Origin of the sequence: Williamsia limnetica (genome assembly GCF_003217475.1) — a bacterium.
GTDB classification, from domain to species: domain Bacteria; phylum Actinomycetota; class Actinomycetes; order Mycobacteriales; family Mycobacteriaceae; genus Williamsia; species Williamsia limnetica.
The window spans coordinates 86,647-99,962 of the sequence record NZ_QJSP01000002.1; the positions used below are offsets into that span (position 1 = coordinate 86,647).

The following is a 13,316-nucleotide window of genomic DNA, read 5'->3' on the forward strand; positions in this document are numbered from 1 at the left end:
GTCTGCGGAACTCATCCGGAAGGGATGAGGGCACCGAGGAGCAGAGGGATCAGACTCGTCTGCAGGTCACGACAGTCGAGAACTGATCGCCAATCCACGCTCTGAGAAGGAGACACCAATGACGGAACCCGAGGCGGCCGAGGTGGGCCCCATCGACTATCTGGTGATCGAGTTCCCCGCCGATCGCACCCCTGACGGTTCGGCTCTGCCGCTGTTGGACGACCTGGTCAATCGCGGGATCATCAAGCTGCTCGACCTCGTCTTCGTGCGCAAAGAACTGGACGGGTCGATCTTTGCGGTCGCGATCGAGGATTTCGGCCTCACTGGCGACCTGGATGTGTCGATCTTCGCCGGAGCGACCTCGGGCCTGATTGCCCGCGAGGATCTGGACGAGGCGGCCTCCGCGCTCGAACCGGGTTGTTCCGGAGCGATCTTGATCTACGAGAACCACTGGGCCGCACCGTTCGCCTCCGCGCTACGACGCAACGGCGCACAGATGGTCGCCTCCGGACGGATACCCACCCAGGAACTGCTCGACTCCCTTGACGCGCTCGGCGTCTGAAGACAGCGAAAGGAACATCTCATGCCCGGTTTACTACGCGGCGTAGCCCGTACCGCCGTCATCGCCGGCACGGCGACGTCGGTGTCCAACCGTGTCTCACGCCGTCAAGGCAATCGATGGGCGCAACAGGCGCAACAGCAGGCCCCGCAACAGGCAGCGCCTGCGCAGCCTGCCGCTGCACCGCCCGCTGCGGCACCCGCGTCGAGCGTCGATCGGATCAGCGCACTGCGTGAACTCGGCGAGCTGCGTACCCAGGGGGTGCTGACCGAAGCCGAGTTCGCGGCGGAAAAAGCCAAAATTCTCGCGTCCTGAGTGCTTTTCCTCTCGCGGGTGACGAGGGGTTGACCTGCTGCGCCGCGGGCGAGTCGGCGCGCCCGGGCGAGCGGCGTGGTACGAGTTCTTCATGCGCGATTCGAGCGAGCGGGTCCGGGTGGTCGTCGCAGATGACCACCCGATGATCCGCGACGGTGTGGTGCGGGCCCTGTCGGGTAGCGGTTTCGTGGACGTGGTGGCCGAGGCAGGTGACGGCCGTGAGGCCTTGGCCGCGATCCAGCGCGAGTTGCCCGACGTCGCGCTGATCGACTTCCGCATGCCCGAGATGGACGGTGCCGAGGTCGCTGCTGCGGTGCGGCGGGACGGGCTCGCCACCAAGGTGCTGCTGCTGTCGGCGCACACCGAGAGCGCCATCGTCTACAACGCGATCGCCCAGGGTGCCTACGGCTTTGTGTCCAAGGACGCCGGTCGCTCGCAGATCGTCGACGCAGTGCTCGACTGTGCCGCCGGACGACCTGTGCTCGCAGGTGACCTGGCTGCCGGTCTCGTCGGCGAGATCCAGATGCGCCGCGACAGCTCTGCTCCCGTGCTCTCCGCGCGCGAGAAAGAGGTCCTCGGCATGATCGCAGAGGGCAAGAGTGTGCCCGCGATGGCCGAGGTGATGTTTGTTGCTCCGTCGACGGTGAAGACCCACGTGCAGAGGCTGTATCAAAAGCTCGGGGTCTCGGACCGGGGCGCTGCGGTGGCGGAGGCGATGCGGCACCGGTTACTCGAGTGACCGGCCCTCAATCCTCCGCGGACGCGAGTCTGGTTCGTATCACCGCGGCACTGCGACTGCTGCTGGTGGTCCTGTTCGGGTTGCTCGGTGTGGCGATCCCGGACGGTGAGGTCAGTAGCCCCGGCTATTACGTCATACTGGCCGTCTACGCGCTCATCGCCGTCGGATGGTTTGCCGTGGTCTACCGGCGCCAGGCCCCTCCCCGCATCCAGATCGCCTCTCCCGCAATCGATGTGCTCGGACTGATCGGGCTCGCCGCGTTCTCCGGCGGAGCCACGTCGATGTTGCAGCCGGCGTTCTTCCTCATACCCATCGCGGTCGCTTTCAAGGGAGCGCCCTGGGCCACCGGGTTGATCGGCGGCGTGACGTCGGTGGCCTATCTGGTTGTCTGGCTGACGGACCCGGGCGCCGCGGATGTCGACAAGAACGTCACCTGGCTGAACTTCGGATTCCTTCTCTGGTTGACCGCGGCCACCACCGGTCTGTCGTACGTCCTGCTGCGGCGATCTCGGCGGATTGATTCGCTGCTCACGGCGCAGCGGCAACTGGTCACCCAGACGCTGGCTGTCGCGGATCGCGAACGCGCGGTGCTGGCGGAGGCGCTGCACGACCGTCCGCTGCAGACGCTGCTCGCAACGCGAATGGATCTCGAAGACGCCATGGACAGTCCATCCGCTGAGAGTCTGGCGCCGGTGATGGCGAACCTCCGCAGTACGGCCACCGAATTACGGGAGCTGGTGTCGGGTCTGCATCCCCAAGTCCTGGCGCAACTGGGACTCGCGCCGGCGCTCGAGGAGTTGGCCCGGCGGTTCGAGGACCGTTCCGGGGTCGCCGTCCGACTCGAGCTGGCACCTGTCGATGTCGGTGAGTTTTCAGGACTTCTCCACACCGCTGCGGGGGAGTTGCTCACCAATGTCGCAAAGCATGCTCACGCCACCGAGGTCACCCTGGAACTCGGCGGCGACGACACCTCGGTGCTGCTGGTGGTCACCGACAACGGCGTCGGTTTCGACCCGTCGATCGTCCCGGACCGAATCGCGCAGGGTCACATCGGGATCGGAGCCCAGGCTGCCCGGGTGATCGGAGCCGGAGGCACCTTCACCATCTCGGAGCCGACCGGCGGCGGAACGCGTATCGCGATCACCGTGCCACGGTAGGGATCACCTGAGGCGAAGCCTCAACCCTTGTTCACCTGAGGCGGAGCCTCAACCCTTTTTGACCTGAGGCGGAGCCTCAACCCTTTTTGACCTTGTCTGGTTCTGATGCGGCGAGCATGTCTTCGCGTTCGACGACCTTGACGCGTTCGCGGCCTTCTGCGGCGCCGAGTTTGCGTTCGTGTTCGTCGAGGCGGTACCAGCCATCCCAGGTGGTGAAGGCGACGTTCTTGTTCTCGAGGTAGTCGATGATGGCGTCGTCACCGGGGGTCGCGGGGTCGAGGACCTTGCCGGCGAGGGCGTCGTCGAGGAGGCAGTCGACGGTTTCGTTGGCGTCGCCCTTGGTGTGGCCGATGAGGCCGACGGGGCCGCGTTTGATCCAGCCGGTGGTGTACATACCCGTCATGTGCGCGCCCTGGTCGAAGATCCGGCCGGCCTCGTTGGGGATGACGCCCGCCTGTTCGTCGAACGGGATCTGCGGCAGGTTGTCCGAGAGGTAGCCGACGGCGCGGTAGACCGCTCCGAGATCCCAGTCGGTGGTCTTGCCGGTGCCGCGAACGTTGCCGGTGCCGTCGAGTTCGGTGCGTTCGGTCCGCAGGCCGACGACCTTGCCGTCTTCACCGAGGATCTCGGTGGGGGATTCGAAGAAGTGCAGGAACAGTTTGTGGGGGCGGCCCTTGGGGTCGCGGATGGCGTACTGCTCGATGATCGTGGCGACCTGGTCGGTGATCTTGGACGAGCGGCGCGCGACGGTGGAGCCCTCGTCGTAGTCGATGTCTTCGGGGTTGACGATGACGTCGATGGTCGGCGAGTGGTCGAGTTCTTTGAGTTCGAGCGGGGTGAACTTGGCCTGGGCGGGTCCGCGCCGTCCGAAGACGTGGACTTCGACGGCCTTGTTGTTCTTGAGTCCGTCGTAGACGTTGGCGGGGATCTCCGTGGGGAGCAGTTCGTCGCCGGTCTTCGCGAGGACGCGGGCGACGTCGAGTGCGACGTTGCCGACGCCGATGACAGCGACCTTTTCCGCGTCCAGGGGCCAGGTGCGGGGGAAGTCGGGGTGTCCGTCGTACCAGGCGACGAACTGGGCGGCGCCGTAGCTGCCGTCGAGGTCGATGCCGGGGAGGTCCATGATCCGGTCGTCGGTGGCGCCGGTGGAGAAGATGACGGCGTCGTACATCGACTGCAGGTCCTCCAGGGCGATGTCGGTGCCGTAGTCGACGTTGCCGATCAGCCGGATCTGGGGCTTGTCCAACACCTTGTGCAGGGCGTTGATGATGCCCTTGATGCGGGGGTGATCGGGGGCCACTCCGTAACGGATCAACCCGAACGGTGCCGGCATCCTCTCGAACAGATCGATCGAGACACCGTCGAACTGGCCCGCTCGCTCCGCTCCCGGCGCCGCGAGGTCTTTGGCTTTGTCCGACTTCATCAGGGCATCGGCGGCATAGATACCGGCAGGGCCGGCGCCAACGATGGCCACGCGAAGAGGACGGTTCTGATCGCTCATGAGTCGGAGTGCTTTCTCGTACGAGTAGGAGTTCCGGCCTCCGCCGATGCGGAAGCCCGGACGGGGCTCAACACCCCACGGTAGGCGTTGGACCTGGCGGGAACCAAAATCGCCGGCCACTGTCGAGCTGAACTCGACGGCTTTGATTCGACTTCCGCCAGGCCCCGCGCGCCGGGGCAGGTGGGTCAGGCGCCCAGTTTGGGTGCCACCTGGTCGATCGCCCACGGGATGGTCAGCACGGTCGGCACCGACATCGCGCTGCCGATCCGCTGATCGAGGTAGACCACGCCGCCCCGCTTGACGATGTCGAGGTTGTTGAAGACGGCATTGTTCTTGAGCTGCTCGTTCGAACCTTCCCAGTCGATGGCGACGACTTGGTCGAGGTTGTTGAGCAGGTTGAGGTTCTCGTTCGAGATGGTGCCGTAGAAACCGCTGGTCACCAGGGGCTCGAGCTCTGCCGGGAAGATCTGGCCCAGCTCCACGAGCATCTGGCCGCGGCCGTCGCCCGGGCCGAAGATCGAAATCGAGCCGTCCGCGCCGGAGATGATGACGGCCGATTTCTTGCCCACCATGTTCGGGTACTGCGCCTTGGCCTCGTCGAACTTGGCGTTCGTCTGGTCGATCAGTTCCTGGGTCTTCTCCGGCATGCCGACGGCCTTGCCGATCTCAGCCGTGGAGGCCGCCCACGGGATCAGCCAATCCTGATACTGGGATTCGCGAACGATGGTCGGTGCGGCCTTGGTCAGGTTGTTGTACTGCTCCTGGCTGACCGCGTTGTTCACGGCGACGATGAAATCCGGGTTGGTGGCCAGCGCCTTGGGGATGTCGGCGCCCAGGTCCTGGGTGGCCTGGCCGAGTGAGACGGGGGTGTTCTCCGCGATGTACTTCTCGTTCCACGGTTCGACCACATTCTTGCCCGTCGGATCGTTGAACGGGACGATCGTGGTCGGGGTGATCCCGAGTGCCATCAGGATGTCGGCATCGCCGGGGCCGAGGGTGGCGATGCGCGCGGGCTCGGCCTCGACCTTGGTCTCGCCGAAGTTGTGGGTGATCGTCACCGGCAGGGCGCCTTGTTCGGCGGTGACCGATGCGGCGGCGCTGTCACTGTCCTCGTCGGGGGCCGAGCAGGCCGTGATCCCGATCAGTGCGGCGGCAGTTGCGGTCGCGATTGCCGCGCGGGACATCGTTCGTCGGGAGTTCATGAATCGCACGGGTGGATCCTCACCTTCGGGTCGGCCTGGCGAGAATCCTTCTTCTAAGGGTTGGCTCACCAATGTTCTGCGGTCAGCGTCTCACGGCGGTGATGGGGTGGGCAAATACGGGTTATAAGCTCGCGACCATGGCACCAACCGACAAGAATGCGGTCCCTCCGCTGGAAGACGACGAGCGGCGGACCCCGTGGCCGTTCCTCATCGCGGTCGCGATCGTGGTACTCGTGCTGGGCGCGATCGGGGTGATGCACGTGGTGCGGCCTGCCGAGGACCGGCTCACGGAGGAGTCGAAGGTGTCCCGGACGATCAACGACTACTACACGGCCCAGAATGCGCTCAATTACAGCAATTTCCGGGCGCTGACCTGCGCGGCACAGCGGGATTCGGCGGACTTCCCGTCCGAGGACGCGTTCTCCACGGAGCAGACCGAGGCCCGCGAGGCCGACGGGCAGATCGAGATCAGCAACATATCGGAGACGGTGGTCAACGGCGATCGGGCGACTGCCAACGTGCATTCGTTCCGTAAGCAGAAGACGCAGACCCAGATCACTCCGGTCACACTGGTCAAGGAGAGCGACTCCTGGAAGGTGTGTTCATGAGCTACGCAGGTGACCTGACCCCGCAAGAGGCATGGAAGATCATCACCGAGGACCCGACCGCGGTGCTGGTCGACTGCCGCACCAGGGCCGAATGGAGTTATGTCGGCGTACCCGATCTCACCGGGACCGGTAAACAGACCGTGTTCATCGAATGGGTGAGCTTTCCTGACGGCGCCAAGAACTCCGACTTCGTCGCACAGTTGCGGGCTGCAGGCGTCGCCGACGACCAGCAGGTGGTCTTCTTGTGCCGATCCGGCCAGCGGTCGATCGGAGCCGCGCAGGCAGCGACGGCCGATGGCATCGACAAGGCCTACAACGTGCTCGACGGTTTCGAAGGAGCCATCGACGCCGAGGGTCACCGCGGAGCGGCAGGGTGGAAGGCCGTGGGACTCCCGTGGCGCCAGTCGTAGCATCACCCCTGCCACGCGCGGCATCACCACATACGGAGGAAAAACGTGAATAGCCCACTGCCCGAAGGGGTCTCACCGGACACGCTGGCGGTTCGCGGCGGCTTGGCCCGCTCGAACTTCGAGGAGACCTCCGAAGCGCTGTATCTCACCTCCGGTTACGTCTACTCCTCGGCCGCAGCGGCCGAACGCGCCTTCACCGGCGAAGACGAGCGGTTCGTGTACTCCCGCTACGGGAACCCGACCGTCGCGATGTTCCAGGAGCGACTACGCCTACTCGATGGTGCCGAAGCCTGTTTCGCCACCGCGAGCGGTATGGCTGCGGTGTTCGTCGCGCTGGGAGCCCTGCTCAAGGCAGGCGATCGCCTGGTTGCCGCCCGCAGCCTCTTCGGCTCGTGCTTCGTCGTGTGCAACGAGATCTTGCCGCGCTGGGGTGTGGAGACGGTGTTCGTCGACGGCGAAGACCTCGAGCAGTGGGAGCAGGCCTTGTCGGAGCCGACCACGGCGGTCTTTTTCGAAACACCGTCGAATCCGATGCAGACGCTGGTCGACGTCGAGCGGGTCTGCGAGCTCGCACATGCGGCCGGCGCGCAGGTGGTACTCGACAACGTCTTCGCGACGCCGCTGCTGCAACGCGGCCTCGACCTCGGTGCCGACGTGATCGTCTACTCCGGAACCAAACACATCGACGGGCAGGGCCGGGTGATGGGCGGTGCCGTGCTGGGTTCGGCGGAGTACATCGACGGCCCGGTGCAGACCCTGATGCGGCACACCGGTCCGGCCCTGAGCCCGTTCAATGCCTGGACGTTGCTCAAGGGGCTCGAGACACTGCGGCTGCGCGTGGATCACTCGACCAACTCGGCATTGCGCATCGCTGAGTTCCTGGAAGCCGATCCCCGGGTTGCCTGGGTGAAATACCCCTTCCTGCAGTCTCATCCGCAACACGATCTGGCGCTGCGGCAGATGTCTGGCGGTGGCACCGTGGTGACGTTCGAACTCGCCCCGTCGGCCGGAGCCTCGGGCAAGGCACGAGCGTTCGAGGTGCTCGACGCGCTGAAGATCGTCGACATCTCGAACAATCTCGGCGACTCGAAGTCGCTCATCACGCACCCCGCCACCACCACGCATCGCGCGATGGGACCGGAGGGCCGCGCCGCGATCGGACTGTCGGACTCTGTCGTTCGTTTGTCGGTCGGGCTTGAAGGCATCGACGATTTGCTCAACGATATCGATCAAGCGCTGTAACTACCCGGCATAGAGGGGACGGTGGGTCATCCTGCACTCGGTGGCCGACTGGATTGTGTCGGTTGTTCAGTCAACGCCGCCCTGGGCGGTGTACCTCATCGTGTGCGGCGTCGTCTTCGGTGAGGCCGCAGCCTTGCTCGGCCTGGTGTTACCCGGCGAGACGGTATTGCTGGCCGGCGCCGTTGCCGCGGCCATCGGCAGCACCAACATCGCGTGGCTGATCGTCGCGGCGAGCGTGGCCGCGGTACTCGGTGACTGGACCGGTTACCTGATCGGCAGACGTTCGGGCGACAAGATCACCCATTCCCGCTTCGGTGGCTGGATCGGCGAGGAGCGGTGGGCCCGTGCCGAGACGCTGATCCGGGACGGCGGCGTCGTCGCGGTGGTCGGTGCCCGGTGGATCGGGTATGTCCGCACCGTCACCCCCTTCGTGGCGGGCATGAGTCACATGCCGACTCGGCAGTATCTGCTCGCGAACGTGGTCGGTGGGGTGGTCTGGGTGGTGGTCGTCTGTGTGGTCGGCTACGCGCTCGGGCAGACACTCGGAGCCAGCCTGCTGCTGTACTTCGCCCTCGGTGCCGCGCTGGTGGTGGTCGCCTATTTCGGCATCCGGCGACTCCTGCGTCGCAGGACTTCCGTGGACATCGGGTCGCCCACGGAGTGAGGGACTAACAATCACGACGACTTTTAGCCGCCGGGAAATAGTTCACCGGCGCTAAGTTGTTGCTCAGAGTACGAGTGCTCGAATCGGGTGCTCATCGACAGTCCCGACCCGAAAGGAACGTCCGCGGCGATGGTTCCAGCAGCGCATCCCAGAGATGTACTCGCCGGTTTCGTGCGGGCCCGTGTCGATGACCGGGTGCTGTTCGCCGAGGACGTCGACGAGGCGATCGCCCTGGTTGCAGATCAGGTGTCGGGTGACGTCGTCATGCTCGACGTACGTGCGGATCTGGCGACCTCTACGGCGTCGCCCGGATTCCGGGTCGTTGCGGCGCAGGTCGATCTCGCGCACACCCTCGCGGCCGTGGAGGCCGAGTTCGTCGCCGGAGATGCCGAACTCCTGATCGTCCCCGGTGTCGTCGACTCCACCGGCGAGGTGTTGCCGCTGCCCCGGCTGGCGGCGATCGCTCACCGTCACGGTGCCCGGTTACTGGTCGATGCCGGTCAGCTCGCACCCCGTCGCGTTCTCAATCTCACCAGTCACGGCATCGATTACGTCGTGTTGTCGGGCGCGACGATCGCCGGATTCGGGCCTGCCGCGCTGATCGGTCGCGGCGACCGGCTGCCTCAGGCCGACTCCGTCCATGTCGATGGGTCGGTCGCACATGGTTTCGCGCAGGCGGCGCTTGCCATCGCCGACCTCGGTTTCGATTGGATCGGTCTTCACGAGGAGTCGCTGTCCGCGGTGGTCGACGAGGCCGTGCGCGCACTGCCCGGCGCGCGCAGACTGCGGTTGTGGCCCGACGCTCGCGACCGGGTCGGCCTCACCGAGATCGCGGTGGCAGGCCGCTTCGAACCCGTACCCATCCGGTGGGGCGTCGGCACCGGACACAAAGAAATCGCACGTCAGCTGGATGTGCTGGCACACGTTGTTTTCGAGCAGGAGGCGTCATGACAGGTCGGACCCGACCGGAATTGCTGGTCGCGATCGACGGCGAGACCCCGATCGCCTGGAGCGGACCGCGTCCCGCCGACGCTTCGGCCTCGGTGGTGCGGCGTATCCGCCAGCCGGAATTGCGCGGCGGTATCAAGGAACGCGCGCAGCTGCGGGCGAGCTGGCAGGACCTCGGGGACGATCCCGCCGACCTGGTCGTCGCGCTCGAGGTCGACGTACTGATCGCCGAAGACGCCGGGACCGCCCGCGCCGAACTGCTGCGACTCGGGGAATCGCGTTTCGGTGACACCGTGCGATACGTCGGTACCCCCGCCGGCCTGCTGAGCCTGATCTTGGACGCGTACACGGCCGAGGTCGCGGACGCGGTCATCTTGCGCCCGCTCGACACCCGGCCGGATTCGGGGTCGGTCTCTGCGTCGGCCGAACTCATCGCCGAGCAGGTGCTGCCGCGCCTGCGCGAGCGCGCCGCTGCGGCCTGACCCGACGTCACAGAAAAGCACCCCGTACACAAAAGCACTCCGTCCGGTCAAGAACACTTGTTTGAACAGGTGCTTTTGACCGGACGGAGTGCTTTTGTCGTCAGGCCGGTGGTTGCGCGCGTTCGCCGTGATGCCATCGGTCGACGATCTTGGCGCGGGCGTCGTCGGTGAGCTGGCCGTAAAGCCGTAGGCGTGCCATCCCGCCGTCGGGAAAGATGTCCATCCGGGCCTCGGTGAGCGGCCGGTCGACGTCGACGAGAAAGCGGTGACGCGTGTCGGGCTGCAGCGCGGTGCGGGGCAGCAGTTCGAACCATTCGCCGTTCTCGCCGTCGCGTCCGCGGATCATCGCCGAGCCCGGCGCGTTACCCAAGAAGTAGCTGGTGTCGAGTTCGGCGAGACCGACGGTGGACTCACCTGCCAATTTGATCTGGACCCAGTCGTTGCCGGAGTCGCGGCGACGGGATGTCTCCCAGCCCTCTCCCATGGTGCGGGCGCGCCCGGGCATCAACAGATTGTTCGGCGAGCCGTAGAACATGTTGGAGCACGCCGTGATCATGCCGCCGTTCTCCAAGGCCGCGAGGTCGAAGTGACCGTACGACAGGAACTGCGGATCAGGCGTTCCTCTGCCGTGGACGCGGAACCGCGCCACACCGCCGTCTGGGTAGATCGATAGACGAACGTGGGTGAACCGCTCCATGGAGTCGACGCGAAACGGGTTCAAGGTGTCGCCGTTGACCTCGGTCCGGTCGACGATGGTCGTCCACTCGGTCTCTTCGATCAACTGGTTGGTCGTCGGAATGCCTTGCACCGCTGCGGCTTCGACGGAGACGTAGGGAGGGTAGTTGCCCACGAACCAGGAGGTGTCGACGACGACGCCGTAGATGATCCCGGGCACGCCCAGCCGGATGATCGCCTGATCCACGCCGTCTTCTCGACGCCGTCGGGTCTCCCAGCCGTCGTAGACCTGACCCTTGTGGCCGAACGTGGCCGGCTGGTATTCGGCCGACGGGGTCTTGATCAGATTCTGCGCTTCGGCGAACAGGTCATCGTTGGTCCAGATGACGGCGCCCCCGAGGGTCCGCAACGCCAGATCCGGCATCGACGTGAAATGCGGGCGGGAGGATGGAGGCGATGGGGTCACGACAACTGAGATTAGTGCGCGGGAGGTGGTGGGTCGAACCCGCCTGATCGGTTCGCGGTGGTTGCAGTCCAGATCTGGTTGCGCGCATACTTGCGGCGGCCAAGTAGTTGTGGGGCGAAACTCGTTGATCGCCGTAAGGAACAAGCGGTGGGAGCCGAGAGGGGTCGTGGAAGCGATGACACGGGTTGATCAGGTCGACGATCTCATAGAGGTCCTCGCCCGGTACGCACAGATCCGCGAGCGGCTCGCGGCGATGCGACTGCGAACGCCCGACGGAATCGTCGAGACCGCTGCCTACAACTGCTTGTTTCGGCTTGCGGACGCCCCGGCCCGGTCGGGCGAACTGGCCGAGGCGATGTTCGCCGACCCCTCGACCATCAGCAGGCACGTCGCCCACCTCGTGCGGCTGGGATACGTGCGGCGAGAGGCCGATCCGAACGACGGCCGCGCGACGATCCTGGTGGCCACCGACACCGGCCGCGAACGCGTTTCCGAATTGCGTAGTCGTCGCGGCGAGCAACTCAGGGCGATGATGAACGACTGGGCAGAAAGTGACGTCAACGCTCTGACCACGCTGATGGGCCGCTTCGTGGAAGACGCCGAGGCCACCCTGGCGTGCTCGGCGTCCGACGAGGGGTCGAGTTGAGCGGGCCCGCCGAGTCGGCTGTCTCCGGCGGCGGTGAACTCTCGCATCGCAAGATCCTGACGATTCTCGGCGGCCTCATGCTCGGCATGTTCCTCGCCGCCCTGGACCAGACCATCGTCTCGACCGCCATCCGGACCATCGCCGATGACCTCCAGGGCTATTCGCTGCAGGCGTGGGTGACCACCGCCTACCTGGTCACCGCGACGATCGTGACGCCGCTCTACGGCAAGTTGTCGGACATGTACGGGCGCAAGGCGCTGTTCATGACCGCGATCTCGATCTTCATCGTGGGGTCGCTGCTGTGCAGCACCGCGACGTCGATGTATCAACTCGCCGGCTATCGCGCGCTGCAAGGGCTCGGTGCAGGTGGCCTGATGTCGCTGGCTCTGACGATCGTGGGCGACATCGTGCCCCCTCGCGAGCGCGCCAAGTACCAGGGTTACTTCCTCGCGGTCTTCGGGACCTCGAGTGTCATCGGTCCCGTACTCGGCGGACTTCTCGCCGGCCAGGATTCGATCCTCTTCGTCTCGGGGTGGCGCTGGGTGTTCCTGGTGAACGTCCCGATCGGCCTGGTCGCCCTACTGGTCGTGTTCCGCGTGCTCGACTACGACCAGATCCGCAACGCGCGGCAGCGGGTGGACTGGTGGGGTGCCGGCCTGTTGGCCCTCGGGGTGGTGCCGCTGTTGATCGTGGCCGAACAGGGCCGGATCTGGGGATGGGGCAGCGGTTGGGCGTTGACCTGCTACATCACCGGGGTCGTCGGCATCGTCGCGTTCGTCTGGGTCGAACACAAGATGGGGGAGGCGGCGATCATCCCGCTGCGGATCTTCCAGAACCGGATCTTCGCCCAAGGCATCGTGATCTCCGTGGTCGTCGGAATGGTGATGTTTGGCGGGATCTCCATGCTGCCGCAGTACTTCCAGGTCATCCGCGGGTCGAGCCCGACGATGGCCGGGCTGCAGATGCTGCCCATGGTGCTCGGCCTGATGAGCGCGTCCATCATCTCCGGCCAGCTCATCTCCCGGACGGGTCACTATCGCATCTATCCGGTCGTCGGGTCGGTGCTGCTCACGGTGTCGACGTTCCTGCTGCATCTGATGAGCGTCGACACCCCGGTCTCACTCGTCATGGTGATGGCCTTCGTACTCGGATTCGGGTTGGGCAACATGCTCCAGCCGCTCACCCTGGCCCTGCAAAACGTGTTGCCGCCCAAGGACATGGGTGTCTCGACAGCGTCCGCGACGTTTTTCCGGCAGATCGGTGGAACCCTCGGTGTCGCGGTCTTCTTCTCGGTGCTGTTCAGTCTGATGGGCCCGAACATCACCGACGGCCTCAAGGACGAGGCGAGTTCGCCACAGTTCCGGCAGGCCGTGGCACAGGCGGTGCAGAGTCCCGATGCCCAGGTCTCGGCGTTCGGCAAGGGACTGGCCGCCGCGGCCCAGAATCCAGGGGCTCCAGCCGGGCAGGCCGGTAGTGTCATGGATGACACATCGGTCATAGCCAAACTGCCCGAACCGATCTCACGCCCGATCAAGGTCGGATTCGCCGACGCGATGGACAAGGTGTTCCTGAGCGTCTCGATCGTGTCGTTGATCGCGCTCGTCCTGGTGATGTTCTGGAAAGAAGTTCCTCTGCGCACTCAATCCGGCATGCAGGCGGCAAAGGACACACCTGACGCCGTGGAACCGTAGTTCCCGAGCAA

15 protein-coding genes are annotated in these 13,316 nt (G+C 65.5%); 12 read left to right on the top strand and 3 right to left on the bottom strand.

Annotation, left to right across the window (positions count from 1 at the left end):
- Positions 1-118: 118 nt before the first annotated feature.
- The 4 genes from DFR67_RS03115 (at position 119) to DFR67_RS03130 (ending at position 2,770) form a co-directional block, all read left to right on the top strand.
- Positions 119-562 (top strand): DUF6325 family protein, encoded by a 444-nt coding sequence (locus DFR67_RS03115; RefSeq protein ID WP_110467983.1) that lies wholly within the window; start codon positions 119-121, stop codon positions 560-562.
- A gap of 21 nt (positions 563-583) precedes the next feature.
- Positions 584-874, top strand: a complete 291-nt coding sequence (locus DFR67_RS03120) for an SHOCT domain-containing protein (RefSeq protein ID WP_110467984.1) — start codon at positions 584-586, stop codon at positions 872-874.
- Between the two features lie 91 nt (positions 875-965).
- A complete protein-coding gene (locus tag DFR67_RS03125; RefSeq protein WP_110467985.1) occupies positions 966-1,613 on the top strand; it encodes a response regulator transcription factor in 648 nt (215 codons plus the stop codon).
- On the top strand, positions 1,610-2,770 hold the full coding sequence (locus tag DFR67_RS03130; protein WP_110467986.1) for a sensor histidine kinase: 1,161 nt from the start codon (positions 1,610-1,612) through the stop codon (positions 2,768-2,770). The genes DFR67_RS03125 and DFR67_RS03130 overlap by 4 nt, the downstream gene beginning before the upstream one ends.
- Positions 2,771-2,846: 76 nt before the next feature.
- Here DFR67_RS03130 and DFR67_RS03135 read toward each other — a convergent pair whose 3' ends face one another.
- The gene (locus DFR67_RS03135; protein ID WP_110468291.1) at positions 2,847-4,271 is read right to left on the bottom strand and encodes an FAD-dependent oxidoreductase; all 1,425 of its coding nucleotides are present in this window, start codon (positions 4,269-4,271) and stop codon (positions 2,847-2,849) included.
- A 185-nt stretch (positions 4,272-4,456) separates the two neighbouring features.
- Positions 4,457-5,473 (bottom strand): ABC transporter substrate-binding protein, encoded by a 1,017-nt coding sequence (locus tag DFR67_RS03140; protein WP_110467987.1) that lies wholly within the window; start codon positions 5,471-5,473, stop codon positions 4,457-4,459.
- 137 nt (positions 5,474-5,610) lie between these two features.
- Between DFR67_RS03140 and DFR67_RS03145 the strand changes: the two genes are divergently transcribed.
- The 6 genes from DFR67_RS03145 (at position 5,611) to DFR67_RS03170 (ending at position 9,827) form a co-directional block, all read left to right on the top strand.
- On the top strand, positions 5,611-6,081 hold the full coding sequence (locus tag DFR67_RS03145; RefSeq protein WP_146240352.1) for an Rv0361 family membrane protein: 471 nt from the start codon (positions 5,611-5,613) through the stop codon (positions 6,079-6,081).
- Positions 6,078-6,491 (top strand): rhodanese-like domain-containing protein, encoded by a 414-nt coding sequence (locus tag DFR67_RS03150; protein WP_110467989.1) that lies wholly within the window; start codon positions 6,078-6,080, stop codon positions 6,489-6,491. Before DFR67_RS03145 ends, DFR67_RS03150 begins: the two co-directional genes overlap by 4 nt.
- A gap of 45 nt (positions 6,492-6,536) precedes the next feature.
- Positions 6,537-7,733: an O-succinylhomoserine sulfhydrylase gene (locus DFR67_RS03155; protein ID WP_110467990.1), complete on the top strand. Its 1,197-nt coding sequence runs from the start codon at positions 6,537-6,539 to the stop codon at positions 7,731-7,733.
- A 40-nt stretch (positions 7,734-7,773) separates the two neighbouring features.
- A complete protein-coding gene (locus tag DFR67_RS03160) occupies positions 7,774-8,397 on the top strand; it encodes a DedA family protein (RefSeq protein WP_245937692.1) in 624 nt (207 codons plus the stop codon).
- Positions 8,398-8,526: 129 nt separating this feature from the next.
- Positions 8,527-9,348 (top strand): aminotransferase class V-fold PLP-dependent enzyme, encoded by an 822-nt coding sequence (locus tag DFR67_RS03165; protein WP_146240353.1) that lies wholly within the window; start codon positions 8,527-8,529, stop codon positions 9,346-9,348.
- A complete protein-coding gene (locus DFR67_RS03170; protein ID WP_110467993.1) occupies positions 9,345-9,827 on the top strand; it encodes a hypothetical protein in 483 nt (160 codons plus the stop codon). Before DFR67_RS03165 ends, DFR67_RS03170 begins: the two co-directional genes overlap by 4 nt.
- A 100-nt stretch (positions 9,828-9,927) precedes the next feature.
- Here the strand turns inward: DFR67_RS03170 and alc are convergent, their stop codons facing one another.
- Positions 9,928-10,926 carry an allantoicase gene (gene alc, locus DFR67_RS03175; RefSeq protein WP_245937729.1) on the bottom strand — a complete coding sequence of 333 codons (999 nt, stop codon included), beginning with the start codon at positions 10,924-10,926 and terminating at the stop codon, positions 9,928-9,930.
- Between the two features lie 217 nt (positions 10,927-11,143).
- Between alc and DFR67_RS03180 the strand changes: the two genes are divergently transcribed.
- Positions 11,144-11,614, top strand: a complete 471-nt coding sequence (locus DFR67_RS03180) for a MarR family winged helix-turn-helix transcriptional regulator (RefSeq protein WP_110468293.1) — start codon at positions 11,144-11,146, stop codon at positions 11,612-11,614.
- Complete coding sequence (locus tag DFR67_RS03185) at positions 11,611-13,305, top strand: MDR family MFS transporter (RefSeq protein WP_245937693.1); 1,695 nt, start codon at positions 11,611-11,613, stop codon at positions 13,303-13,305. The genes DFR67_RS03180 and DFR67_RS03185 overlap by 4 nt, the downstream gene beginning before the upstream one ends.
- The last annotated feature ends 11 nt before the right edge of the window (positions 13,306-13,316 follow it).

Bases quoted from the DNA above. Each gene is read 5' to 3' on its own strand.
- DFR67_RS03115 (WP_110467983.1), top strand. From the start codon at position 119: ATGACGGAACCCGAGGCGGCCGAGGTGGGCCCCATCGACTATCTGGTG.
- DFR67_RS03120 (WP_110467984.1), top strand. From the start codon at position 584: ATGCCCGGTTTACTACGCGGCGTAGCCCGTACCGCCGTCATCGCCGGC.
- DFR67_RS03125 (WP_110467985.1), top strand. From the start codon at position 966: ATGCGCGATTCGAGCGAGCGGGTCCGGGTGGTCGTCGCAGATGACCAC.
- DFR67_RS03135 (WP_110468291.1), bottom strand. From the start codon at position 4,271: ATGAGCGATCAGAACCGTCCTCTTCGCGTGGCCATCGTTGGCGCCGGC.
- DFR67_RS03140 (WP_110467987.1), bottom strand. From the start codon at position 5,473: ATGAACTCCCGACGAACGATGTCCCGCGCGGCAATCGCGACCGCAACT.
- DFR67_RS03145 (WP_146240352.1), top strand. From the start codon at position 5,611: ATGGCACCAACCGACAAGAATGCGGTCCCTCCGCTGGAAGACGACGAG.
- DFR67_RS03150 (WP_110467989.1), top strand. From the start codon at position 6,078: ATGAGCTACGCAGGTGACCTGACCCCGCAAGAGGCATGGAAGATCATC.
- DFR67_RS03165 (WP_146240353.1), top strand. From the start codon at position 8,527: ATGGTTCCAGCAGCGCATCCCAGAGATGTACTCGCCGGTTTCGTGCGG.
- DFR67_RS03170 (WP_110467993.1), top strand. From the start codon at position 9,345: ATGACAGGTCGGACCCGACCGGAATTGCTGGTCGCGATCGACGGCGAG.
- alc (WP_245937729.1), bottom strand. From the start codon at position 10,926: ATGCCGGATCTGGCGTTGCGGACCCTCGGGGGCGCCGTCATCTGGACC.
- DFR67_RS03180 (WP_110468293.1), top strand. From the start codon at position 11,144: ATGACACGGGTTGATCAGGTCGACGATCTCATAGAGGTCCTCGCCCGG.